The sequence below is a fragment of the Pseudomonas sp. LBUM1645 genome, assembly GCF_059716185.1.
Genome location: NZ_CP166811.1, coordinates 4,273,779 through 4,298,538, shown reverse-complemented (window position 1 = coordinate 4,298,538; position 24,760 = coordinate 4,273,779). Strand labels below are relative to the sequence as shown.

Annotated in this window: 17 protein-coding genes and 1 pseudogene; 7 read left to right on the top strand and 11 right to left on the bottom strand. The window is 58.6% G+C overall.

Going from position 1 to position 24,760, the window contains the following annotated elements:
• Positions 1–45 precede the first annotated feature (45 nt).
• Entirely contained in the window at positions 46–234 is a 189-nt protein-coding gene (locus tag ACA079_RS19090) for a hypothetical protein (protein ID WP_201181756.1), read from the top strand.
• Between the two features lie 48 nt (positions 235–282).
• Here ACA079_RS19090 and ACA079_RS19085 read toward each other — a convergent pair whose 3' ends face one another.
• A complete protein-coding gene (locus ACA079_RS19085) occupies positions 283–804 on the bottom strand; it encodes a DUF4142 domain-containing protein (RefSeq protein WP_497700491.1) in 522 nt (173 codons plus the stop codon).
• 217 nt (positions 805–1,021) lie between these two features.
• Here ACA079_RS19085 and ACA079_RS19080 point away from each other — a divergent pair, with 217 nt between their 5' ends.
• Together ACA079_RS19080 and ACA079_RS19075 are read left to right on the top strand one after the other, a co-directional pair.
• A complete protein-coding gene (locus tag ACA079_RS19080) occupies positions 1,022–1,264 on the top strand; it encodes a DUF465 domain-containing protein (RefSeq protein ID WP_033061630.1) in 243 nt (80 codons plus the stop codon).
• 110 nt (positions 1,265–1,374) lie between these two features.
• Positions 1,375–1,636: pseudogene (locus tag ACA079_RS19075) on the top strand (hypothetical protein).
• Between the two features lie 91 nt (positions 1,637–1,727).
• Here the strand turns inward: ACA079_RS19075 and ACA079_RS19070 are convergent.
• The 6 genes from ACA079_RS19070 to ACA079_RS19045 all read right to left on the bottom strand — a co-directional run bounded on the left by ACA079_RS19070 (position 1,728) and on the right by ACA079_RS19045 (position 8,408).
• Positions 1,728–2,816 (bottom strand): SMP-30/gluconolactonase/LRE family protein, encoded by a 1,089-nt coding sequence (locus tag ACA079_RS19070; protein ID WP_497700490.1) that lies wholly within the window; start codon positions 2,814–2,816, stop codon positions 1,728–1,730.
• Positions 2,813–3,958, bottom strand: coding sequence for an SRPBCC family protein (locus tag ACA079_RS19065; protein WP_497700489.1), 1,146 nt, complete (start codon positions 3,956–3,958; stop codon positions 2,813–2,815). The genes ACA079_RS19070 and ACA079_RS19065 overlap by 4 nt, the downstream gene beginning before the upstream one ends.
• A 107-nt stretch (positions 3,959–4,065) precedes the next feature.
• A complete protein-coding gene (locus ACA079_RS19060) occupies positions 4,066–4,929 on the bottom strand; it encodes a LysR family transcriptional regulator (protein ID WP_033061633.1) in 864 nt (287 codons plus the stop codon).
• Positions 4,930–5,163: 234 nt separating this feature from the next.
• Positions 5,164–7,011: an amidohydrolase gene (locus tag ACA079_RS19055; RefSeq protein ID WP_497704346.1), complete on the bottom strand. Its 1,848-nt coding sequence runs from the start codon at positions 7,009–7,011 to the stop codon at positions 5,164–5,166.
• A gap of 307 nt (positions 7,012–7,318) precedes the next feature.
• Entirely contained in the window at positions 7,319–7,633 is a 315-nt protein-coding gene (locus tag ACA079_RS19050; protein WP_008154977.1) for an SCP2 sterol-binding domain-containing protein, read from the bottom strand.
• 64 nt (positions 7,634–7,697) lie between these two features.
• Positions 7,698–8,408: a histidine phosphatase family protein gene (locus ACA079_RS19045; protein ID WP_497700488.1), complete on the bottom strand. Its 711-nt coding sequence runs from the start codon at positions 8,406–8,408 to the stop codon at positions 7,698–7,700.
• Between the two features lie 203 nt (positions 8,409–8,611).
• Here ACA079_RS19045 and sohB point away from each other — a divergent pair, with 203 nt between their 5' ends.
• On the top strand, positions 8,612–9,637 hold the full coding sequence (sohB, locus tag ACA079_RS19040) for a protease SohB (RefSeq protein WP_497700487.1): 1,026 nt from the start codon (positions 8,612–8,614) through the stop codon (positions 9,635–9,637).
• 83 nt (positions 9,638–9,720) lie between these two features.
• Here sohB and ACA079_RS19035 read toward each other — a convergent pair whose 3' ends face one another.
• Positions 9,721–10,215, bottom strand: coding sequence for a DUF934 domain-containing protein (locus ACA079_RS19035; protein WP_497700486.1), 495 nt, complete (start codon positions 10,213–10,215; stop codon positions 9,721–9,723).
• Positions 10,199–11,857, bottom strand: coding sequence for a nitrite/sulfite reductase (locus ACA079_RS19030; protein WP_111449836.1), 1,659 nt, complete (start codon positions 11,855–11,857; stop codon positions 10,199–10,201). Before ACA079_RS19030 ends, ACA079_RS19035 begins: the two co-directional genes overlap by 17 nt.
• A 525-nt stretch (positions 11,858–12,382) precedes the next feature.
• On the opposite strand from ACA079_RS19030, the gene ACA079_RS19025 reads away from it, so the two are divergent.
• Positions 12,383–13,456, top strand: a complete 1,074-nt coding sequence (locus ACA079_RS19025) for an ABC transporter substrate-binding protein (protein WP_497700485.1) — start codon at positions 12,383–12,385, stop codon at positions 13,454–13,456.
• Here the strand turns inward: ACA079_RS19025 and ACA079_RS19020 are convergent.
• Positions 13,453–13,671 carry a DUF2970 domain-containing protein gene (locus ACA079_RS19020; RefSeq protein ID WP_497700484.1) on the bottom strand — a complete coding sequence of 73 codons (219 nt, stop codon included), beginning with the start codon at positions 13,669–13,671 and terminating at the stop codon, positions 13,453–13,455. The two genes, ACA079_RS19025 and ACA079_RS19020, sit on opposite strands and share 4 nt — an antisense overlap.
• 152 nt (positions 13,672–13,823) lie before the next feature.
• Between ACA079_RS19020 and ACA079_RS19015 the strand changes: the two genes are divergently transcribed.
• On the top strand, positions 13,824–15,191 hold the full coding sequence (locus ACA079_RS19015) for a dermonecrotic toxin domain-containing protein (protein WP_497700483.1): 1,368 nt from the start codon (positions 13,824–13,826) through the stop codon (positions 15,189–15,191).
• Between the two features lie 96 nt (positions 15,192–15,287).
• Complete coding sequence (locus ACA079_RS19010) at positions 15,288–20,903, top strand: NEL-type E3 ubiquitin ligase domain-containing protein (RefSeq protein ID WP_497700482.1); 5,616 nt, start codon at positions 15,288–15,290, stop codon at positions 20,901–20,903.
• Between the two features lie 63 nt (positions 20,904–20,966).
• Here the strand turns inward: ACA079_RS19010 and metH are convergent, their stop codons facing one another.
• Positions 20,967–24,677, bottom strand: coding sequence for a methionine synthase (metH, locus tag ACA079_RS19005; protein WP_497700481.1), 3,711 nt, complete (start codon positions 24,675–24,677; stop codon positions 20,967–20,969).
• Between the last annotated feature and the right edge of the window lie 83 nt (positions 24,678–24,760).

Sequence of the window (24,760 nt, the reverse complement as noted above, 5' to 3'; positions counted from 1 at the left end):
AGGCCCGACTGTTTCAGCCGCGCACATGTGATGAACGAGGTACTTATGCAAGATGACAGTGATCTTGAGGAAGAGGCGAAAACCGCTGAACCGGAAAGCGCAGACAAAGCGGTCGACCAGAAGCAACTCAACACCGATAACGACAATGAGTTCAGCCCCGGTTTCAAGCCGAATCCCGATCGGCCAAAACCCGGAGATGACACCGATGCCGACATCGACACCGATGGCGGCTAGTCAATTCGTGAAAAGGCCGCATCAATCGATGCGGCCTTTTTGTGGGCGTTATTTACTGGGGTGAGCAGCCTGGAGTTTTTTTGCCATATCCAGATGTTTCTCTAGCGCCGGCAGCATTTTTTGCGCGAAACCTTTCAGGTCCGTGGCGCCTTTGGTTCTGTCGTCCGTCACGGTATTGGCTTCTTTCTTGAACAGTTCGAGGGTGTCTTCATGGGCCTTCACCTGATTGTTGGCGTAGGCCGCGTCGAAGGATTCATCGCGCAAGTCGAGGATCTTCTCTTTCGCCTGTTTCACCAGCGTCGTGCTGTCCGGCACCTTGATGTCATTCTTTTTCGCCAGCGCCGCCAGTTCATCGTTGGCCTTGGAATGGTCGGTGATCATCATGTTGGCGAATGCCTTGATGTCTGCCGATGAGCTTTTTTCCAGGGCCAGTCGGCTTGTTTCGACCTCCGCGATACCGCCCGCGGCCGCGCTGTCGACGAAGTCATTTGAAGTCGCTGCGAACGCCGTGCCCATGCAGGTGCTCAAGGCAACGGCCAAACTGAGGTGGCGCAGGGTAAATCCGTCCATTGGTTATTCTCCACACAGGTTTTCATGGGCGATCGATTGATCGTTAATCTGTGGAGGTCGACGAGTGGACAAAGGTTTTATTGCGTTTGCGGCATGGCGACGAACGGGCACCGCTGGTCTGATAGGCGGTCGACAGAACCGGCTAACCGAGGCCATTCTGATAGTTGGTGAACGCAATTGATCGCGTTTGCCTCCGATCAACAAACGGAGGTGTTCCATGCCGGTGCCACACGACCTTTATCAGGATCTCAAGCTTTCAAAGGAAGATATCCAGCAAAAACGCACCAAGGATCCGTTACTGGATTCACTGATCAACAAGTATTCGCAGGCGGACGCCGAGGTGGTCAAGGCTGAAACCGCCCAATCGGATGCGCCCAGCGATGACGCATTAAAGAAACTCAAGGCGAAGCGCGTGGAGGTTAAGCAAAAGATCGTTGATCGACTCCAGACGCCGTCCTGACGCGCCCTGTCTGGTCACCGACGATCGGTGACTGAAAAATTGGAACGGCGATAAATACCGGCACCTCGAATGTTCAGAGTCCGAATTTACGGCTCCATGCGAGGTGCCCCATGACCGAACCACTCATCCCCGGTAAAGCAAAGTTCCCCAGCGAAGAGCAGGGTGGCTACGACCCCATCCCCACACATCCCGAGCCTTTGAGTCCAGGACGCACCACCGTCAATCCGGAAGATGAACCGGGCATCGACGAACTGCCGAATAACGAAGGGGCCATCCCGCTGGACGAGGATGACTCCACCGTCATGGACCCGGAAAAGGGTGCTTGAAGAAACGGATAATGCGGTGCGCGAGGGTGAGGTGGATCCGCGGTAAACCAAGATCAAAAGATCGCCGCCTTCGGCAGCTCCTACAGGTGTACGCGGAATCAATGTAGGAGCTGCCGAAGGCTGCGATCTTTTGATTTTTACTGCAGCGCAGTGCTCAACGGTAATCGCGCCATGTGTTTGGCCTTCAACGACCCAAAATACAACCAATCCCCATACTCACGAACGGTGGTGATCGGCGAATAGTTGTCGCGGCTACCGTCCTGCAAGTTGGCGATGACTTTACCGTCCAGATCCAGGCCCAGCGCGAAGGCGCGTTTCTCAACCGGTTTCGGCAGGAAAGTCATGGCCCGCACGATCATCTTGCGCACGAAGGGATGCGGCGCGGTGGCATCGAGCAATGCGTTGCGCGGTGCATAGAGCGCCACCCAGAAACGGTCGCGACCATTGAACGCGAGGTTGTCCGGCAATCCTGGCAGGTTGTCGATGAATAGATCGTGGGTGCCGGCTTTCGGCCCGCTCAGCCAGTAACGACTGATGCGATAGGCGCCCGTTTCGTTGACCAACACAAAGGCATCGTCCGGGCCCAGGGTCACGCCGTTGGCGAATTCCAGCTTATCCAACAGAACCGCGGTCTTTCCGGTCTGGAAGTCATAACGCAGCAAGCGGCCATCGCCGCCATGCTCGATTATCGCTTCGCCGTCACTGCCGTAGCCAAAGCGACTGGAGGCATCACTGAAATAGGCGTAGTGCCCGGATTTGTCGATCGCCACGTCGTCGGTGAAACCGAAGGGCACGCCGTTGGCCGCCGTGGTCAATGGAATCAATCGGCCCTGGGCATCCAGTGACAGCAAGCCCTTGACCCCGTCGGCAATCACCAGCAGACCGTTGGGATGACGGGCCAGGCCCAAGGGTCTGCCGCCCGTATCGGCCAGGACCTTGGTGACCTTGCCGTCGAGGCTGGTACGGATCAATCGGCCGTCATGCAAACCCGTGATGAGGACGTCTTCCTCCAGCAGCAACGCTTCCGGGCCGTCGATATCCGCGACGCCGACGCGCTCCACGCCTTTGAGGCGCTGATTGTCAGCGTAGATGCCGCTGGTGAGGGAGGGCGCCGGTGGCGGTGTCCAGGCCACCGGTTGAACCTTGGTCGGCATCAGCAGCAGAAAGGCGCCGATGGCGACGATCACCAGCAACACCACATGGCGAAACTTGACGGTTCGACTCACGCGCTGACTCCTGCCGGGGCCAATTGTTTTTGCGCCATCTCGCGCAATGCCAACATCGAAGCTGCCGACTCACGATCGATGCGGCGCTTGAGCAGCAGTCGATTGGCAATGCGCATCGCCAGGCCGCTGAACCGATACTCCAGGGTGCGGACAAAGTGTGTGCCAGCGCCCAGGGCCTCGCACTCGTAAGTCACCACTAAAGACAATCCGTGATCGTCATGGGCCCAGGCACTCCAGCGGCGTCCTGGCAGGTATTCGTTAACCTCCCAGTGCAAGTGTCCCTCACGCCCGCCCGCCTTGATGTCTTCCTCGAACCGCCCTCCGGCATGCAGCGGACCGCTCTGGCCATCGACCTTGAGGGACGAGGGATGCCACTCCGGCCAACGGGTCACGGTGCTGGCGTAGGCGAGCACGTCAATCGGGTCTCCAGCAATATCGATCTGATGCTGCATGCGGGTCATGGCCGTTCTCGTCGGGTGCAGGTCCATCGGCTCCGGCTCCCAATAGAGGGTGCCGAACAGGTAGTCCATCAGCGGAAAAACGATATTGAAATTGCGTTCCTGCATCAGCTCACGACGGTGATGCAGTTCATGCAGGCGGCGCATCTGGCGGATCCACGGCAAACGTGTGACGGGGTTCTCCGGCGGCAGGTGCTCGCAGGCATGGAATACCTCATAGGTCAGGTAGCCGAGGACCAGGCAGCCGCCGAACAACCCGGCGACGTTGGCATCGAACTGCTCAAGCAGCCACCAGACGGGCAGGGTGATGACGACCGTGTGCAACACGATCAACCAGGCTGGAAACAGAATCACCCGCCAGTCCCGGGCACTGTCGTAGGTCATGTGGCCGGGGGCGAAAAAGCTGTGATGGTCACCGGCATGGCGGGCGTAGAACATTCGCGCGAAGTTCTTTTTATGATGCCCCAGGTGCCGATGGACCATGTACACGCCGAAGTTGAAGAACAACAGCGTCAATGGCATCGCCAGCCATTCCAGTGGCTGAACCTGGTGCACGGTGCTCCAGAATCCGCCGATGGCCAGCAACCCGAACAGCAGCACAAAAGCGCCGTGCAGCCATGGGTTGTAGAGCGGATGAATAGCAGCGCGGTAGCGGGCGCGGAATGCTTCGGTGGTCTGCCTCACTGCAATCACCTGTAGTTATTGTTATCTCCAGCAGATTAGACGATCCCGGCGTTTCAGGCGGGGCGAAGCGTGAGGTCACAAATGCCATGATCCGGTGCAAACCGGATTCAGGTCAGCGGGTTCCAGCGTTGCGACCAGTCATCGTCGGATTTGATCACTTCGCGCAGCAGGTCGAAGGCGCGTTGCAGGGTCGCCGAGTCGCGGTCGCGGGAGTAAACCAGATAGGTCGGGTAGCTGAATTCCGGGGCTTTGGGCACTTGCTCCAGCACACCGCTTTCCAGATAACTCTGGACCACCCGGGTGCGGAAGTAGCCGCTGCCACCGTTTTCCAGAATGTACTGCAAGCCCAGTGGGCCGAGGTTGAAGCTCAGCGCGGCTTTGGCTTTTTCCGGCAGGGCCGCATCGTGCTGACGGCGGAAGTCCGGGCCCCAGTCGATGTACACGTAGGGATCGGGTCTTGCGGCCAGGCGGATGAGGACCAGTTTTTCTTCCAGCACCTGTTCGACTTGCAGACGTGGCCAATACTCGGGCTGGTAAACCAGCGCCGCATCCAGAACCCCCAGTTCCAGTTGGCGCAGCAGGTTTTCACCGTCACGAATTTCCATGCGCAGGGCGTGGCTGGGGATCTTCTCGCGCAGCGCGCCGGCCCAGCTGAGCATCAGCGGGTTGCACAGACTGACCTCGCCACCGATGTGCAACACGTCGCGGTAACCCTCGGGCAACGGCAAGTCCCGTCGCGCCGCTTCCCAGGTTTCGACCAGTTGATTGGCGTAGACCACGAAGGCTTCACCGTTAGGCGTCAGGCGCGCACCGGCGCGGTTGCGCACGAACAACGTACTGCCTAGCTGGCTTTCGAGTTTCTGTACCCGCGCGGTGATAGCGGTCTGGGTGACGTGGAGTTTTTCGGCCGCCGCGGCAAGGCTGCCGTGGCGGACGATTTCCAGAAAGGTACGGGCGAGATCGATGTCCATGGGGCGGCCGGTGTCGGAGGTGCGCCATTGTAAACGGATACCGCCGCATCAGTTCATGTAGCAGCTGGCGAAGCCTGCGTTCGGCTGCGAAGCAGTCGTGAATCCTGTGCACGCGGTTTATCTGAGACACCGCAGCGTATGGTTTAGCGACTGCTTCGCAGCCGAACGCAGCCTTCGGCAGCTGCTACAGGGTTCGAGGAGCTGCCGCAGGCTGCGATCTTTTAGCGGCTCATTTCAAAACGCAAAACACGAACAACCAAAGGCCCCCCAGAAACCGGCGAAATCACTGACAGGCGCCGAGGACAGCCGCGCCCGCTCATGACTATGCGCATGCACCGCGCAAGCCCCGACACATTGATGAACCTGCGCCGTCAGCGGCGCCAGGGGTTTCCAATGGCCCGGTACTTTGGCAACTGGCGACCATTCAGGCACCACGGGGACTGGAGGCGGCCCGAGTTTTTCAAACTCGACGCTGCCGTAGACGATCTTGCCGTTGACGATGGTCAGTACCGATTCGATCCATTTGACGGCTTCATCCTCGATGTGGAAATAGTCCGCCGATAGCGCAATCAAGTCGGCCAGTTGCCCAACCTTGATCTGGCCTTTTTTGCCTTGTTCGGAGGAAAACCAGGCGCTGCCGTGGGTGAAGAGTTCCAGCGCGGTGTCGCGGCTCAAGCCTTGCGGGTACAGCGCCAGACCACCGACGGTGCGACCGCTGACCAGCCAATACAGCGAAGTCCAGGGGTTGTAGCTGGAGACGCGCGTGGCATCGGTGCCAGCGCCGACCGGAATGCCTTCCGCCAGCATGCGAGCAATGGGCGGCGTGGCTTCGGCAGCCTTGGCACCGTAACGGTCGACGAAGTATTCGCCCTGGAATGCCATGCGGTCCTGGATCGCGATGCCGCCACCCAAGGCTTTTACCCGTTCGATGTTCTGCGGTGTGATGGTTTCGGCGTGGTCGAAGAACCACGGCAAACCGTCGAATGGAATGTCGCGATTAACCTTCTCGAATACGTCGAGCATACGGCTGATGGATTCGTTGTACGTGGCGTGCAAACGGAATGGCCAGCGCTGTTCCACCAGATGGCGGACCACCGGTTCCAGTTCCTGCTCCATGGTTTGCGGCAGGTCGGGGCGGGGCTCGAGGAAGTCCTCGAAGTCGGCCGCCGAGAACACCAGCATTTCCCCGGCACCGTTGTGCCTTAGAAAATCGTCGCCCTGACCGTAGTGGGAGGTGCTGGTCCAGTTCTTGAAGTCGGTCAGCTCTTCCTTGGGTTTCTGCGTGAACAGGTTGTAGGCAATGCGCACCGTGAGCTGCTGGTCTTTGGCCAATTGCTGGATGACTTGATAGTCGTCCGGATAATTCTGATAACCGCCGCCGGCGTCGATGGCGCTGGTGACACCCAGGCGATTGAGTTCGCGCATGAATTGGCGGGTGGAGTTGACCTGGTATTCCAGCGGCAGTTTTGGGCCCTTGGCCAGGGTCGAGTAAAGAATCATCGCGTTGGGGCGGGCGATCAGCATGCCCGTCGGGTCGCCATTGGCATCGCGCTGGATTTCGCCACCCGGCGGGTTCGGCGTGTCACGGGTATAGCCGACCACCTTCAACGCGGCGCGGTTGAGCAGTGCGCGATCATAGAGGTGCAGGACGAACACCGGGGTATCCGGCGCGGCCTTGTTCAATTCATCAATCGTCGGCAGGCGTTTTTCGGCGAACTGGAATTCGTTCCAGCCACCGACCACTCGCACCCATTGCGGCGTGGGCGTGCGGTCCGCCTGATCCTTGAGCATGCGCAGTGCGTCGACCAGTGAGGGGACACCTTCCCAACGCAGTTCTAGGTTGTAGTTGAGGCCACCACGGATCAGGTGTAGGTGCGAGTCGTTGAGGCCGGGAATCACCGTGCGACCGTGCAGGTCGATAATTTGTGTGCCGGGGCCTTGCAGGGCCATGGCCTGGGCATCGCTGCCGACCACCACGAAGCGTCCGTCCTTGATCGCGACGGCACTGGCCTGAGGTTTTTTGCGGTCGACGGTGTGCAGGCGTCCGTTGTACAGGATGAGGTCGGCGGGGGCGTCGGGCATGGTTTTACTCCCTGCGATTAGCGGGCTGATCCAGGCACCGACGGCGCCTGCCGAAAGGCCTTGCAGTACACGTCGGCGGTTAAATCCGTCGTGGTCGTCAGGTGGGCTCATGGGCAGTGCTCCGCGCAAAGGTTCTTCATAAAAAAGCGAGGGCAAACAGCCGATGTCTGACGCATGCGGCCAGAAGGAATATAGACGGCAAATCCACAGGTAGCCGTTTTCCGATGGCGAAAAACGACGAATCCCGCCACGAGGGGCGGGATTCGTTTGCAGCCAGGCGTGCCCCCGAAGGTCGGGAGCGGCGCGCTTAGGCCGGGAACAGCTCGGACAGTTTCATGGCCAGCATCATGTCGCCTTCGGCGCGCAGTTTGCCGCCCATGAAGGCTTGCATGCCGTCAGTTTCGCCGCTGACGATGCCTTCCAGGGTTTCGCCGTCCATGACCAGAGTCACCTGGGCGTCCGGGTTTTCGCCTTCCTGGAGCTCGCAGGTGCTGTCCTTGACGATCAGCGAGAAGTTCTTGGTGTCGTCGATGCGGAAACCGAATACCAGGTCCAGACCGGCAGCAGCGGCTGGGTTGAACTTGGCTTTCATTGCTTGTACGGCATCAGCTACGGAGGTCATGGTTCGATCCTTTCTTGGGTAATTAGAGCTGGGTGAATACAGCCAGGGTCACAATAGTCCGGACTCAGCGAAACGTGATGAGTTCCGGGGTCTTCAACAGTTGCAGGTGCGCATGACTGTTGAAAGAAGACAGAGCCACCTCGCGACCGCGAAACTTCAGCAGGTTGAGCGAGGTGTTGACGATTTGCCAGTTCAGTTCAAACGCCTGCTTTGCCGGCATTTGCGTAATGAGGTGGAGCAGGGCCGTGATGGTGCCGCCGGAGGTGAACACGGCGATTTTCTGGGTGTTGTCGGCCTGTTCGAGAATGCGCTGCAGACCGGCCTGCACCCGTTCGACAAACCCCAGCCAGCTTTCCAGACCCGGTGTGTCATAGGTGCCGGCGAGCCAGCGCTCGATGATCAGGGCGAAGATGCGCTGGAACTCGCCGCGGTTTTGCGCGGCGTTACGCAGGATGTGCAGCGCTTCGGGTTCGTCCGGTAACATGGCCGGCAGCAGCGCGCGGATCACCGCGTCGGCGTCGAACTCATTGAAAGCGGAATCGATTTCCAGCGCGGGAACCGGCAAGCCTGCCGCAGCGAACTGTTCCAGTGCGCTGTTGGCCGTGTGTTGCTGGCGGCGCAGGTCGCCCGAGAGGCAGCGATCGAAGCTGATACCCAGCTCGGCGAGGTGCTGACCGAGGACTTCTGCCTGGCGAATACCGGTCGGCGACAGGACGTCATAGTCGTCTGCACCAAAGGAGGCCTGGCCATGTCGAATCAAATAGATACTGCCCACGTCCGCGTCATCCCGGTACGTTGAAGGTTCGGCGAGGTTATGAGGATGAGGGTGAGCTGTCAATGAAAAAACATACGCTTGTTTGAAATGCCCGTTACAGGGCTGTTGCCAGAGGTTTCACGGCTGGTCGCCGGGGCGGTGCATGGGTATGCTGGAGGTATCCCGCGCGCATTTTTGCAGCGCATCGTATTAAAGGAGTCCCTGTGGAGTTTTTTGCCGAGTACGCAGTTTTTCTGGCTAAGACCGTGACACTGGTGATCGCCATTCTGGTGGTCCTGGCCAGTTTCGCGGCGTTGCGCAGCAAAGGTCGACGCAAGTCGGTCGGCCAGTTGCAAGTCAGCAAACTCAACGATTTCTACAAAGGGCTGCGCGATCGCCTGGAGCAGACCTTGCTCGACAAGGACCAGCTCAAGGCCTTGCGCAAGGTCGAAGCTAAAACCGAGAAAAAGCAAAAGAAAAAACCTGAGGCAGCCAAACCTCGGGTGTTCGTGCTGGATTTCGACGGCGACATCAAGGCCTCGGCCACCGAAAGCCTGCGCCATGAAATCACCGCGCTGCTGACCCTCGCCACGCCCAAGGATGAAGTGGTGCTGCGTCTGGAAAGCGGCGGCGGCATGGTTCACAGCTATGGCCTGGCGTCCTCGCAACTGGCGCGTATCCGTGATGCCGGTGTGCCGTTGACCGTGTGCATCGACAAGGTCGCGGCCAGCGGCGGCTACATGATGGCGTGCATCGGCGAGAAGATCATCAGCGCACCGTTCGCGATCCTCGGCTCAATCGGTGTCGTGGCGCAGCTGCCTAACGTCAACCGCCTGCTGAAAAAACACGACATCGACTTCGAAGTGCTGACCGCGGGCGAGTACAAGCGCACCCTGACGGTGTTTGGCGAAAACACCGAGAAGGGCCGGGAGAAGTTCCAGGAAGACCTGGACATCACTCACCAGTTGTTCAAGAACTTCGTTTCCCGCTATCGCCCGCAACTGGCCATCGACGAAGTGGCCACCGGTGAAATCTGGCTCGGCATCGCAGCGCTGGACAAGCAACTGGTGGACGAGCTGAAAACCAGCGATGAATACCTCGCCGAACGTGCCAAGAAGTCCGAGCTGTACCACTTGCACTACGCCGAACGTAAAAGCCTGCAGGAACGCATCGGCATGGCGGCCAGCGGCTCGGTGGATCGTGTGCTGCTGAGCTGGTGGAGCCGGTTGACCCAGCAACGCTTCTGGTAAGCACCGTCGCGTAATCGTTTACGCCGGACACAAAAAAGCCCTGAACCGGATGTCCGATTCAGGGCTTTTTGTTTTACGCGTACTTAGCGGCGACGGAACAGCGGCAGCGGTTCGTCGGTAGCAGCCTGATAGGTCACCGAGAAGTCCCTAAGACCTTCAAGGGCTTCATACGGGTCTTTATCGGCGCGGATCGCAAAGGCGTCGAAACCGCAGCGGTGCAAGTAGAACAGCTGGTCGCGCAGCACATCGCCAATCGCCCGCAATTCGCCTTTGAAACCATAACGGTCACGCAGCAGGCGGGCGTTGGAGTAGTTGCGGCCATCAGTGAAGGCCGGGAAATTCAGGGCGATGACCTGGAAATTTTCCACGTCGTCACCGATTTCTTCCGCTTCTTCATCGGCATCCAGCCATACGCCCAGGCCGCCATCGCGGGCCTTGAGCATGCGGCTGTGTTCGCGCCACAGCTGCAACGGGACGATCAGGTCGTCGCAGTTGCTGATCTCGTCGATGTTGAAGTCCTTGGGCAGCAAGTGCCAGGTTTCGTCGACGACTTCGTTGTTCTTAATTATTCGCTGCATAGACGCGCTCCTTGAAGAGGTCGATGCCAATACGCTGATAGGTGTCGATGAAACGCTCGTCTTCGGTACGTTGTTCGATGTACACGTCGATCAGCTTTTCGATCACGTCAGGCATGGCTTCCTGGGCGAAGGACGGGCCAAGGATTTTGCCCAGGCTGGCGTCACGGCTGGCGCTGCCACCCAGGGACACCTGGTAGAACTCTTCGCCTTTCTTGTCCACCCCGAGGATGCCGATGTGGCCGACGTGGTGGTGACCACAGGCGTTCATGCAGCCGGAGATGTTCAGATCCAGTTCGCCGATATCGAACAGGTAATCCAGGTCTTCGAAACGACGCTGGATCGACTCGGCGATCGGGATCGACTTGGCATTGGCCAGGGAGCAGAAGTCGCCGCCCGGGCAGCAGATAATGTCGGTCAGCAAACCGATGTTCGGCGTGGCGAAACCCTGCTCACGTAACTCGCCCCACATCGCGAACAGTTGGGACTGCTCAACGTCGGCCAGAATGATGTTCTGCTCGTGAGACGTACGCAGCTGACCGAAGCTGTAACGATCGGCCAGGTCGGCAACGGCATCGAGCTGCTTGTCGGTGATGTCGCCCGGTGCAACACCGGTCGGCTTCAGGGACAGGGTCACGGCCACATAACCTGGCTTCTTGTGAGCCAGGGTATTACGGGTGCGCCAGCGCGCGAAGCCCGGGTGTTCTTTATCGAGTTCGGCCAACGCCAGGGCCTGGTTGTCCAGAGCCTTGTACTCCGGATCAACGAAGTGTTTGGCGACGCGATGCACTTCGGCGTCGGTCAGCGTGGTCTGGCCACCGCGAAGATGCTCCATTTCCGCATCGACTTTTTGCGCGAAGACTTCAGGTGTCAGGGCCTTGACCAGAATCTTGATCCGCGCCTTGTACTTGTTGTCACGACGGCCATAGCGGTTGTAGACCCGCAGGATGGCGTCGAGGTAGCTCAACAGGTCTTGCCACGGCAGGAATTCATTGATGAACGCGCCCACCACCGGGGTACGGCCGAGGCCGCCACCCACCAGCACGCGGAAGCCCAGCTCGCCAGCGGCGTTGTGCACCGGCTCGAGGCCGATGTCATGGACTTCGATGGCCGCACGGTCGGAAGTCGAACCGTTGATGGCGATCTTGAACTTGCGCGGCAAGTAAGCGAATTCAGGGTGGAACGTGGTCCATTGGCGGACGATCTCGCACCACGGGCGCGGATCGATCAGCTCGTCGGCAGCGACACCGGCGAACTGGTCGGTGGTGACGTTGCGCAAGCAGTTGCCGCTGGTCTGGATCGCGTGCATCTGCACGGTTGCCAGTTCGGCAAGGATGTCCGGGATGTCTTCCAGCGCCGGCCAGTTGAACTGTACGTTCTGCCGGGTGCTGATGTGGGCATAGCCCTTGTCATAGTCGCGGGCAATCTTGGCCATCATTCGCGTCTGGCGCGAAGTCAGTTGGCCGTAAGGCACCGCCACCCGCAACATCGGCGCGAAGCGTTGGATATAAAGGCCATTTTGCAGGCGCAGGGGGCGGAATTCTTCTTCGCTCAGCTCGCCTGCCAGATAGCGTCGGGTCTGATCACGGAACTGCTTGACGCGGTCCTCGATGATCCGCTGATCGTACTCGTCGTATACGTACATATAAGTCCTGTTCTCAGGCTTGGGCCGGTCGGATCCAGTTGCGTTTTTCGCTTGCTGAAGTCTCCGATACTGCCTCGGCAATTCTGCGCGCACGGCCGCGCACTCCCAACGGAGCCGGGGCAAGATACCAGTTTGCAGTTATGCGCAAAAGTGATGTTTGAGTATATGTAAAGAACCAAAACGACTAATGAGATCCAATGAGGCAAAACCCACATTTGTGGTGCGGGCAATCATCGTCTTAACTGTGCTCGAGTCTTTATGCAATCACCGATAAAACCGACAAGAGGCGATGCAATGAGCAACCCTACCAAAACGTCAAAACCCGATAGCACGGTCGATGCTTGGGCAATTCTGTTCCTGATTATCCTGGTCGTGAGCACAGCGGTATTTTGGGTCAGCCATCAATAACCGACCCCGTCCGGGCCCGATTCCGACGATTGTCGGACAATAACCCGAATAAACGCCGTTTTCCGGGACTTCGCTGGCTATAATGCGCGGCGAATTGCCGGGGGGCTCGGACGATCAATGTTGAAGTTTTTCTACTCATTCCTGCTGATGTTTGGCGCGGTTTACGGCCCCGTAGCGCGCGCGGAATCGGTATTGTTCCTGAGCCCCGGAAAGACTGACGAAGCCTTCTGGGTCAGCTATTCGCAATTCATGCAGGCGGCAGCCACGGATCTGGGCATTGATCTGCGAATTCTCTATTCCCGACGCATGCCGGAGCTCACGTTGGCGCAAGCCCGTCAGGCGCTGCAAGGCCCCGATCGTCCGGACTATCTGGTGTTCGCCAACGAACAGTACGTCGCCCCACAGATCATTCGTCTGGCCCAGGGCAGCGGGGTAAAGCTGTTTATGGTTAACGCTTCGCTGACGGCCAATCAGCAGAGTCTGCTGGGGGATCGCTCCGATCAATTGGGCAGCCTGGTGCCCAACGATGAGGAGGGTGGCTACCTGATGCTCAAGGAACTGATTCGCCAGCATCCCCCCGCGGAGCCCGGTCAAATCATCGAGTTGCTGGCGTTTTCCGGTCTGAAGATCACCCCTTCGGCGCAACTGCGCGAGCAAGGCATGATGCGGGCCTTGGCCGAACACCCGGAAGTGCGTTTGCGCCAGTTGGTTTACAGCGGCTGGACCCGGGAACGGGCGTATGAACAGGCCAAACTGCTGTTCAAGCGTTACCCCAAGGTCTCGCTGGTCTGGTCAGCCAATGATGAAATGGCGTTTGGCGCCATGCAGGCGTATTCGGAGACGGGTGGGACACCCGGCAAGGATGCGTTGTTCAGTGCGGTCAACACCTCGCCGGCGGCGTTACAGGCGACGGTCGACGGACGCATCAGCGTGCTGGTGGGCGGGCACTTCACGTTGGGCGGCTGGGCGCTGGTGGAGTTGCATGATCTTGAGCAGGGCGTGGATCTCACCCATTACGGCGGCCGAGACCGGCGAATCCCGTTGCTGCAACTGATCGACAAGGCGCAGGCCAGGCGATTGCTGGCCATGGGGGAATCACCGGATTACGGTGTGGACTTCCGTCGTCTTTCAGCCAAGGGCCGGCCGACGTCATATCGCTATCCGTTCAGCCTGCAAACCTTGATGCGCTAAACCCCGGCCAGATGCACCACCAGTTGCACGATGCCGTACAGCGCCAAGGCAAACACCGCCGTGAACAAAATCCCCAAAATCACGAAATGACTGGGCTTGCCGTGAGTGAAGTCCCGCGCCCGGTTCTTCCCGCTCTGCACCCCGAACGCCGCCGCCATGACGCTGTGCAGCATCTGCCAGAAAGTGGGCGGCTTGTTGTCGCCTGGATCGTCCATAAACCCCTCGTCTCCTGTTTGAGTAAGACAAGCATAGACAACCCACGGAAAGAAGATCGCCCCCAGCGCTACCCGGTATAAATATGTACCGCCCTGGACGGCAAACCTGCTGATTGACTGGTGCTTCATTTAACAGCATCAGGTATTGCCACATGCGTGGAATCCCATCGGCCCAGGAAAAGGGCCTTCACAACCATTTCATCAAAAAAAAGCTGCGCGATCGGATACGCCACCTGACCCTGGCAAACATCCGGGCTCTGGATCGGGCGAGAACACCGGGAGGCCTGGCCGAAAATGCCATGCCGGACTGGTTTCAGAAGGCCTCCAGCGACCAACGACAAACTGTACGGGACGACCAGAAGCGCAGTCGAACCTCCAACGAAATCCTGGCAAAAACACTCACCGGGCTCAAAGGGGTCACCGAATTCGCGCAACCGTTGCTCGAAGCGGCGTTGCAAAAAAAGTTCGGGTTGAAAATTGATGTTGCGCAGACCTGGCTCTACGAGCCCTTTGCAGGCTCGCTCATCACTCGCCAGACACTGCTGCAACTGGCACTGCGCAATTTTGAAGAAGGCCAGGCATTTGATGAAGGTGACGTCATTGCTGAACGAGGTAAACGGGCTGCCAATCTGGAAACTCAAGGAGGACCTTACGGTTGGGACTATCCGCAAAAGGGCCCTTCAACGCGCTACAGGATCAAGAAGCTACCGATAAAACCCGCCGATTTCGCCTCGCTATGCCGTGAACTGGATATCGGCAAGCAGTATCAGGAACACCTGACGGCGATGTTTGACGCAGCGGGCAGGGCGGCCACCGTGCGCACCCAAACGATCGGCGCGTGGAAGGACAGTCTGCGGGTGCATGCCCATATCGCCCACCTCAAATCGCTGATCACGCCATCGGCCTACCGCACATTGCTCGCCGTGCTCAACGGCGACAAATCGCCAACACTGGACGGTGAGCGCGTCACTTGCAGTCAGTTGCATGTGCTGGGGTCGCCTGTCAGTGAGCTGTTTGTCATTGGCGCAAGCCGGCGCAAAGGTAAAAAGATCAACTTCAGCTGGATCAATCCCGGTGTAGACCTGTTTGACGTACTGGGTTACCAGGACTCGCGGATCATCGTCTGTATTCCGGGTGATCCGGTGGCGCCGGTCATGGAATATGCCTCGCTCAAGTCCTTTGAAAATGACCTGAGCTACAGGCTGCGCGATGTGAATTACCAGCGCTCTTTCCTCAGGCTCATCCCCCACGGTGAGGCGGGCAAGTTCCTCGGCAAGATCAAGCCTGCTCTGCAAACACTCAAATGGAACCCGGATTTCCCTTACCGTAAACAGACCCTCTTGGGGCACATGGACGGAATCTATGAAAATGTTTACCGGGACGAGCCGGCTCTTGATATCAGTGAAGAATTTTTTGACACGCAGCTGTTCGGCGAGCTGTACACGCGGCACCAGACGCGCCTCAAGGAGACTGCCGAGCAACTGGCGGTGCCGACGGCCAAGGTCGATCATGACGCCTAGTATGAACGACTCGCCCGCTATGCCGAGTGGGGACTGAACATACTCAACGTGGCCGCATTTTTTGTGCCCGGTCTGGGCGAGGTAATGATGGCCGTGATGGCTGTGCAACTGACCACAGACATTTATCACGGGGTTGAAGCCTGGAGCATCGGGGACACGGATCAGGCCTGGAGTTATTTGAAATCAGTGGCCGTGAACATCGCATTCATGGCGGCCGTAGGCGCGGTTGCCAGTAGAGCGCCGAAAGTGCTGTCCACACCCATCGTCGATGGCCTGGTCAAGGTCAAATTGCCGTTTGGCAGCGAACAGTTGTGGCGGCCTGGCTTGACGCCTTACCTGAGCGACAGGGTCTTGCCGGCGGGGCTCAAGCCCGACACGCTTGGGCAGTATGAAGTGGGCGGCAACACCTATATCAGGCTCGACGGTAACGTCTACGAAAAAACCTTCGACCCCAAGCTGAACAAATGGCGTCTCAAACACCCGACGGCCCCGGACGCTTACTCCCCCGTTCTTGAACACAATGGTGAGGGCGCGTGGCGTCATCGTTTCGAGCGCCCGCTGGAGTGGGATCGTGCCACCTTGTTACGACGTCTTGGCCCGGTCACCGACGGTTTTGACGCGGCGACGCTGGAGAAAATCGCCGATATCAGCGGCGTTGACGACGGCGTGCTGCGCAAGATCCATATGGATAACCTGAGTTTGCCATCAGCGTTATCCGACACGTTGCGGCAGTTTCAAATCGACCGTCAGCTCAATGAAATGATTGAACAGATTCGTCTCGATCAGCCGGTGCCGGACAGCCGCTACAACGACATCTTGCCGCAAGTGATCAATATGCCGCGTTGGCCGCAGGGGCGGGTGATCGACGTGTTCGACAACGCAAGCCTGAGCGGTGCTTCGTCCCGCTATGGTAAGGCGTCGACACCCGCGAAGCCGAGCATCAGGATTTCCCGTGAGGATGTGTCTGCCGGGAAATTGCCCAAACGAGTGCTTGCGGCACTGGATGAGGAAGAAGTCGTTCGCTTGCTGGGGGGTGAAGGTGCGCGGGTCGAGGCAGAGCGTGAAACGGTTTTTCGACAACAGCTTGGCGCCCACCTCTCGGGCAAAAAAACCTCATTGTTCGGCAAACTCAGCCAGGATTCCACGGCAACAACGCGTGAAACTCAGGCACTGCAACGTACTTTCCCCAGTCTGTCGACGGACGCGGCGCAGGAAGTCCTGGCCAATGCCACAGCCAAGGAACGGCTGCACATCAAACAAACCGGCCGACTCCCCACCAGTCTGTTGCTCAAGGGGCGTGCGCGCGCCTGGGTTACTCGGCTGAACAAGGCTCTGGCCGGATTGCAGCTGGAGAGCATGGTGTCATCCGACAGCCAGCGCCTGGCGCTGCACAGCCTGGAAAAACTCCCCGGCTGGCCGAAAAACCTGCGCCTGGAAGTTCGTCAGGGCGATTGCGGCGGAAAACTGCTCGACAGCATCGGCAGCGAGACGGCCGAGCAAGTCAAATACCTGGTCAAGGACGGCTATCAACAACATCAAGCCAACCAGTTCCAGGCCTTCGACCAGCAAAAAAACTCGTTGCACAGCGTGCCGAAAGAAGGCGACAACTTTTTCTCTTCGGTCATGCATGCGTTGCCGGACGACATCCGCACTCAGTTGGGCATGCCCAATGTGGCGCAGGGTGCCAAGTTACAAAAGACATTGACCACTTATGCCATGGGCCACCGTGAGCAGATGATGGAAACCCTCGTGCCCAACGCCACCACGCCACGATTCCGTTCGCCAGTGCGATTGGCCGACGGCAGGGTCGGCTACCCATTGAGCGGGCGAGGTGCCGGCGCAACGGTGAATCCCTCGTTGGTCTCCAGGTTGCGGGATGTCTACCCGAACTTCACCGATGAGTTGGCGGAATCAATGGTCATCCAGCTTGCGCTGGATGGCATGACCGAAACGCAGATCGCCCATTTTCTGAACATGCGGGGCCTGGAATACGAGGCATTGACGGCACAGCTCGAACAATGGGTAGCCAGCGGCGGCCAGAATACTGTCCGCTATCATGTCGCACGAAACATTAAAAACGTCTGGCAGCAGAGGGGTATTTACGATGGCGATGCCGGTATTTATCTGGACGTGGGCGCTGCAGACAGCCTGCCGGAACTGGCCGGCAATTTTCCTCACGTAAGTGGTTTGAATATGAGCGTTGGTGGGGTATTGAGTCAGACACCGGAAGCCTTTGTGCGCCAGTTCCCCAACGCCCGGTCGCTAACATTGGGGATCCCGGATGGCGTCGATAGGGTTCAACTGGCCGAGAGGCTAAAGGCACTGCCGAGTATTCATGGACTGCGGATGGCAGGGGCGCTGACTCCGCAATTCACCGAAACTGTCCAATCCGTGATAGACGCCATGCCACAACTGCAACGATTGGACGTAATCGGCATGGCGGGCGAGCTGGATGTCAGTCGCCTGACTCATCTGCGTTCGTTGAGTGTGTCCGGGACGACAAAAGCCTGGCCGAAGGGCGCTCTGCAATTGCCGCAGCTCAGGTCGCTGGATCTCACTCACTCATACGTCAAGACACTTCCCCCTGAATGGCTATCCGGTCATGAATCACTGTGGCCTGGCATGAAACTCAACTGGGCCAGGCTGAGCACTGAGGACTTCGTGAAGGCATACGAGTATGTGCACGACAATCCTGCGCATTTGCTGGATAGCGGGCAAATGCTGGATCGTTATTGCCAAGGCACGCTACAGGACGCCTTGGAGACAGGAGACGAGCGTTCGAAGATTGCCCTTGGGCGAATGAAGGCTGAGGGGTTGGCAGGGCGGGCGTTGCTGGCGCGGATCAATGCACTGCGCCAGGATGGACAGGCATTGCGTCAGCAACTGGAGGCGTGGCAGCAGCGAACAGCAAGAGCCGATGGCCGGCAGGTCAACATTCGGGTACGAGAATCCGTTGCCCGGCGAATCCGTGAGTGCTGGCGTGATGGTCTGCGTAAACGCTATGGCAGTACGGAGGAGGCACAGTCTTCGCAACCTCAGGCCGGACCTTCAACCGTGCGGCCATGGCCTGTCATGCCGCGACAAATCATTTCATCGAATCTTGATTTGTCCTGCTGGGCGCTGGGCGATCTGCCTGAACTGCCAGCGCTGTCAGCAACGAATTTTGCCCATGTGCAAACCCTGCAAATGTCGGGTGTGGCGGCCTCATCCGAGGATTTCAGTCGTTTTTTGAGCAGCTTCACCGACATTCGCGAGTTGGATCTGAGTAGCAATCAACTGCAGGATCTTCCGTCGGCATTGGGCAACCTCGGAAAACTCAGTGATCTGGAGCTGAGCCGAAATTACCTGACAATTACCCCGAGTATGCAGCAACGCTTGAACCGGTTGTCTGCCCTTGAAAGCCTGGACTTGCGTTATAACCGGCTCGATTCGCTGGATGTCAGGGCCATGACCCGCTTGAAGACCTTGCGTGTGGGTCATACCGCCATTAAAGACTGGCCAAAAGGCGCGTTGGACTTGTCCGGCCTCGGCAGGCTCGAGTTGAATAACAGCGCGATCACGACGATTCCTGAGGCTGCCCTGACCGGCCATGACGCTCTATGGATCGATATGACTGGCTGTCGGTTGACGGCCAAGGCCCGCACCGATTTGCTGGCGAGTACTTCTTCCGAAACACCCATGGGTATTTCCAGAGCCAGCTTGCAGGCGGGCATTACCATGGGTGAACCAGAGTACTTTCCGGCTTTGGTCGGACAAAATCCGGACTTGTTACTGCCGCTGCCCGTTGTACCTGGTAATGACCTGACACGCTTGACCCCGCAAGCCCGCTTGCGAAGGCTTGACCCGGATCTGCCAGGCGCCGAGGCGATACAGTTGATTGATGAACTGACGTTACGCCATGGCGGCGCTGGTCCCCTGTATGTGCAATTGGCCAAATGGGACAGACAACATCAGGCATTGACGAAGACCCTGAACACATGGATCGAAACCCCACCACAGCGGATGGGTGAATCCTCTCCTCCGGTGTGGATTGCAGCCACCGAGCGTCGTCAGGCGGCTGACCGGATAATGGCGTGCTGGAGGCAGAACCTCCGCGGGGCGAAGGCCGTGGAGCGCGCATCGGGTGGTTATATCCTTGATCTGTCCGATAACCCCTTGGGCAATCTCCCGGCTCTGCCCGCCGACTTCGCTCATGTCGGTGTGTTGAACCTGAACAATGTTTATCTCAGAGAGGAGGGGCTAAGCGATTTCCTCGGCGCGTTTACTCATGTTCATACCCTGGCGCTGAATGCCAACGCATTGTATGCCTTGCCAGATTCCGTGATCTCATTGAGCAGCCTCAAGCGACTTTCGGCAGTCAATAACCGTTTTTCCAATGCGCCTCAGCTCCGTCGTCAGCTTGCAGGATTGAGCAGCCTGGAGTCATTGAACCTGGCGGAAAACTGGCTTGAGTCGCTGGATGTCAGCCCTCTTACCCGTTTGCAGGCCCTCGATCTGAGTGGCAATCGCCTGGTCATCTGGCCGCAGGGAGCGCTTCATCTCCCTTCGCTCAGTGCACTGGATTTGCGCGACAACATGATCGAGTCCATTCCACCGGTCCTGATGGCCGACGAGCACAGGGTATTGCGTGCGGGCACGAATCTGGCGAGCAACGAAGCTCTGGATGGCGTGAGCCTGCTAATGCTGCGTAATCAGGTGCAGGCGGGCGAGCAGATAGTGGGATGGACGCCAGCAGCGATTGACGAGGCGCTGGGGCGGTTTGACCGCAATAGCGACAGCGACAGCTTTAACGACAGCGATAGCGATGACTCGCTCGCAAGTGACGTTGAAGTGGATATGGATGAGGTGACAGGTACAGACGCCCGTGAGCGATGGATCGCTCCGTCAGCAGCCGACTCAGAGGAATTGATACGGATATGGAAAGGCTTCGAGCAAGCGCAAAACAGTAAGTTCTTCTTCAATCTGCTGACCAGAATGGAAGGTACGACAGACTTCCTGACGGGACGTGCTGATCTAGTGCGGCGGGTCCATACCGTACTGAGGGTGGCCGATAGCGACGCAGGTCTGAGGGATACGATATTCGAGATGGCGAGGTCTGGTGCAACCTGCGTTGATGGTCAAATCCTGTTGTTCAGCGATATTGAAGTCAAGGCTTTCGAATTTGAGACCACGAAGTCAATTTCCCCAGGCCAACAAGGCAACGTCTTGTTCAGACTTGGCAGGAGCCTGTTTCGTCTTGGGAAAGTCGAGGAAATCGCTAACCGCGACATTGTCCAGCGACAGGCAAGCCGCCGTTCAACTGATCCGGCGGAAGTGCGATTGGCCTATCGTATCGGCCTTGCCGAGCGACTTGAGTTGCCGGGGCAACCAAGAGGCATGCGCTACAGCGGCAACGTTACGCCTGCCATGCTGGATGCGGCCCTTGCTGAAGTGATCGCGGCAGAACAGTCATCGGCATTTATTGATGATTTGGTCGGTCGCAAGTACTGGAGCGACTATTTGAAGGACAAGTACCCTGAACGATTCGCCCAGGTGCGAGAGGGTTTCGCAGGCAGAGAGCATGATGCAGACGAGGCGTATCCAAATTACGGCGAAGGCGCGCAGGAACAGTTCAAAACCGCAATGCAGGCGATAGAGGCAGACCTTCTCTTCGAGCAAGCAAAGTTGCTGCGCGAATTGTCTGAAAAAGAACGGACGCTGGTGGGGCCGTAACGTTAACCCTGCAGCTTTCATAAGAACCCCGGGAGTCGCACCAGTCGACTCCCGGGACCACCATCAGTTGTCGTAACCCAGGTTCGGCGCCAACCAACGCTCGGTCACACTCAACTCCTGACCCTTGCGCGAGGTGTAGCTCTGCACCTGATCCTTGTCGATCTTGCCCACGGCAAAATACTGCGCCTGCGGGTGAGCGAAGTACCAACCGCTGACCGCTGCCGCCGGGAACATGGCGTAGTGCTCGGTGAGGAACACGCCGCTGCGGCCGGCTTTCATTTCCGAGGCATCAGGGTCCAGCAGCTTGAACAGCGTGGATTTCTCGGTGTGATCCGGGCAGGCCGGGTAGCCCGGGGCAGGGCGGATACCGGTGTATAGCTCTTTGATCAGCGCCTCGTTGTCGAGCGTCTCGTCCTTGGCGTAACCCCAGTAGTCTTTACGGACCTGCTGGTGCAGCCACTCGGCGCAAGCCTCGGCCAAACGGTCGGCCAGTGCCTTGACCATGATCGAGTTGTAATCGTCACCGGCATCCTGATAGGCCTTGGCCACTTCTTCGGCACCGATCCCGGCGGTGGTGATGAAACCACCCACGTAGTCGGTTACCTCGCTGTCCTTCGGTGCAACGAAGTCAGCCAGGGAGAAGTTCGGTTTGCCGTCGGTCTTGATGATCTGCTGACGCAGGTGATGCAGCTTGGCAATCGGCTTGCCGTCATCGCCATAGACTTCAATGTCATCCTCACGCACCTGGTTGGCCGGCCAGAAGCCGAACACCGCACGGGCGCTGATGAGCTTTTCGTCGATCAGCTTGGCGAGCATTTCCTGGGCATCGGCGAACAGCGCGGTGGCTGCTTCACCGACCACTTCGTCTTGCAGGATGCGCGGGTACTTGCCGGCCAGGTCCCAGGAGATAAAGAACGGCGTCCAGTCGATGTATTCGGCCAGGACTTTCAGGTCGATGTTGTCCAGCACTTTGGCACCGGTAAACGTCGGTTTGACCGGCTCGTAAGTGCTCCAGTCGAACTGCGGCTTCTTGGCGATGGCCGCCGGGTAGCTCAGGCGTTCGGTACGGGCGCTGCGGTTAGCGGTGCGCTCGCGGACTTCGATGTATTCCAGGCGAGTCTTCTCGATGAACGCGGGCTTCAATTCCTTGGACAGCAACTGCGTCGCCACGCCCACGGCGCGGGAAGCGTCGGTGACGTAGATCACTGCGTCGTTGCTGTATTTCGGCTCGATCTTCACCGCCGTGTGCGCTTTCGAGGTGGTCGCGCCACCGATCATCAGCGGCAGATGGAAGTCCTGACGCTGCATCTCGCGTGCGACGTGGACCATTTCATCCAGCGAAGGCGTGATCAGACCGGACAAGCCGATGATGTCGCACTTCTGCTCCTTGGCCACTTGCAGGATTTTCTCCGCCGGCACCATTACGCCGAGGTCGACGATGTCGTAGCCGTTACAACCCAGCACTACGCCAACGATATTCTTGCCGATGTCGTGCACGTCGCCTTTTACCGTGGCCATGAGGATCTTGCCCTTGGCTTCCGGCTTGTCGCCTTTTTCCAGTTCGATGAACGGGATCAAGTGAGCCACGGCCTGCTTCATCACGCGGGCGGATTTCACCACCTGCGGCAGGAACATTTTGCCGGCGCCGAACAGGTCGCCGACGATGTTCATGCCGGACATCAGCGGGCCTTCGATCACTTCGATCGGGCGAGCGAACGACTGACGGGATTCTTCAGTGTCTTCAACAATGTGCGTGGTGATGCCCTTGACCAGTGCATGCTCCAGTCGCTTGTTGACGGGCCAGCCGCGCCACTCTTCGGTCTCGGCTTCCTTGACGCTGCCGTCACCCTTGTACTTGTCGGCAATGGCGAGGAGGGCGTCAGTGCCTTCCGGAGTGCGGTTGAGCACTACGTCTTCCACGGCGTCACGCAGCTCCGCCGGGATCTGGTCGTAGATCTCCAGTTGGCCGGCGTTGACGATACCCATGGTCAGGCCGTTCCGGATCGCATACAGCAGGAACACCGAGTGGATCGCCTCGCGCACCGGGTTGTTGCCACGGAACGAGAACGACACGTTGGACACACCACCGGAGGTCAGCGCGTACGGCAGTTCGTCGCGGATGTAGGCACAGGCGTTGATGAAATCGACAGCGTAGTTGTTGTGTTCTTCGATGCCGGTGGCGATGGCGAAGATGTTCGGGTCGAAGATGATGTCTTCCGGCGGGAAGCCGACTTCGTTGACCAGAATGTCGTAGGAGCGTTTGCAGATTTCTTTCTTGCGCGCTTCGGTGTCGGCCTGGCCGGCTTCGTCGAAGGCCATCACGACGACTGCGGCGCCGTAGCGTTTGCACAGTTTGGCGTGATGAATGAACTGCTCGACGCCTTCCTTCATGCTGATGGAGTTGACGATGCCCTTGCCCTGGATGCACTTGAGGCCGGCTTCGATCACTTCCCACTTGGAGGAGTCGATCATGATCGGTACGCGGGAGATGTCTGGTTCACCGGCAATCAGATTGAGGAAGGTCACCATGGCCTTCTTCGAATCGAGCATCCCTTCGTCCATGTTGATGTCGATCACCTGGGCGCCGGCTTCGACCTGTTGCAGGGCGACTTCCAGGGCTTCGGTGTAGTTGTCTTCACGGATCAGGCGGGCGAACTTGGCGGAACCGGTGATGTTGGTGCGCTCGCCGACGTTGATGAACAACGAGTTGCGATCGATGGTGAACGGTTCCAGACCCGAGAGGCGGCAGGCCTTTGGAATATCCGGAATTTCACGCGGCGCATAACCGGCCACCGCTTTGGCGATGGCTTCGATATGGCCCGGCGTAGTGCCGCAGCAGCCGCCGACGATGTTGAGGAAGCCGCTTTGGGCGAACTCTTCGATGACTTTTGCGGTTTCCGACGGCAGTTCGTCGTACTCGCCGAATTCGTTCGGCAGGCCGGCGTTCGGGTGCGCGGAGACGTGGGTGCTGGCCTTGTTCGACAGCTCTTCCAGGTACGGACGCAACTCGCTGGCGCCGAGGGCGCAGTTCAGACCGACCGAAATCGGCTTGGCGTGGGCCACGGAGTTCCAGAACGCTTCGGTGGTCTGGCCGGAGAGCGTACGGCCGGAGGCATCGGTGATGGTGCCGGAAATCATGATCGGCAATTCGACGCCGAGTTCTTCGTATACACCTTGCACCGCGAAGATCGCCGCTTTGGCGTTCAGGGTGTCGAAAATGGTTTCGATCAGGATCAGGTCGGCGCCGCCTTCGATCAGGCCTTTGGTGGCCTCGGTGTAGTTTTCCACCAGTTCATCGAAGGTCACGTTGCGGTAGCCGGGGTTGTTCACGTCAGGCGACAGCGAGCAGGTGCGGCTTGTAGGGCCGAGAACACCGGCGACGAAGCGCGGCTTGTCCGGGGTTTCCAGGGTCTTGGCGTCTGCAACCTTGCGCGCCAGACGTGCGCCTTCTACGTTTAGCTCGTACGCCAGGCCCTGCATGCCGTAATCGGCCTGGGACACCTGGGTGGCGTTGAAGGTGTTGGTTTCCAGAATGTCGGCGCCGGCATCCAGGTAGGCTTTCTCGATGGCGCCAATCACGTCCGGGCGCGTCAGGATCAACAGGTCGTTGTTGCCCTTGACGTCACTTGGCCAGTCGGCGAAGCGTTTGCCGCGGTAATCCTGCTCTTCGAGCTTGTAGCTCTGGATCATCGTGCCCATGCCGCCATCGAGAATCAGGATGCGCTCTTTGAGGGCGTGCTTGAGAGCTTGAAGGCGAACACTGCGATCGGACATTTGGACTACTCGGAAAGACCATGACGAAGGGGCGGGATAATAGCAAACCTGTGCGGTTTTAGAGCATGTCCCGGTTTTGCATG

What these genes read in the sequence shown, in the direction of transcription:
- ACA079_RS19090 (WP_201181756.1), top strand. Translation starts at nt 46, where the DNA reads ATGCAAGATGACAGTGATCTTGAGGAAGAGGCGAAAACCGCTGAACCG.
- ACA079_RS19085 (WP_497700491.1), bottom strand. Translation starts at nt 804, where the DNA reads ATGGACGGATTTACCCTGCGCCACCTCAGTTTGGCCGTTGCCTTGAGC.
- ACA079_RS19080 (WP_033061630.1), top strand. Translation starts at nt 1,022, where the DNA reads ATGCCGGTGCCACACGACCTTTATCAGGATCTCAAGCTTTCAAAGGAA.
- ACA079_RS19060 (WP_033061633.1), bottom strand. Translation starts at nt 4,929, where the DNA reads ATGGACATCGATCTCGCCCGTACCTTTCTGGAAATCGTCCGCCACGGC.
- ACA079_RS19055 (WP_497704346.1), bottom strand. Translation starts at nt 7,011, where the DNA reads ATGCCCGACGCCCCCGCCGACCTCATCCTGTACAACGGACGCCTGCAC.
- ACA079_RS19050 (WP_008154977.1), bottom strand. Translation starts at nt 7,633, where the DNA reads ATGACCTCCGTAGCTGATGCCGTACAAGCAATGAAAGCCAAGTTCAAC.
- ACA079_RS19035 (WP_497700486.1), bottom strand. Translation starts at nt 10,215, where the DNA reads ATGCAGCGAATAATTAAGAACAACGAAGTCGTCGACGAAACCTGGCAC.
- ACA079_RS19030 (WP_111449836.1), bottom strand. Translation starts at nt 11,857, where the DNA reads ATGTACGTATACGACGAGTACGATCAGCGGATCATCGAGGACCGCGTC.
- ACA079_RS19025 (WP_497700485.1), top strand. Translation starts at nt 12,383, where the DNA reads ATGTTGAAGTTTTTCTACTCATTCCTGCTGATGTTTGGCGCGGTTTAC.
- ACA079_RS19020 (WP_497700484.1), bottom strand. Translation starts at nt 13,671, where the DNA reads ATGGACGATCCAGGCGACAACAAGCCGCCCACTTTCTGGCAGATGCTG.
- ACA079_RS19015 (WP_497700483.1), top strand. Translation starts at nt 13,824, where the DNA reads ATGCGTGGAATCCCATCGGCCCAGGAAAAGGGCCTTCACAACCATTTC.
- ACA079_RS19010 (WP_497700482.1), top strand. Translation starts at nt 15,288, where the DNA reads ATGGCTGTGCAACTGACCACAGACATTTATCACGGGGTTGAAGCCTGG.
- metH (WP_497700481.1), bottom strand. Translation starts at nt 24,677, where the DNA reads ATGTCCGATCGCAGTGTTCGCCTTCAAGCTCTCAAGCACGCCCTCAAA.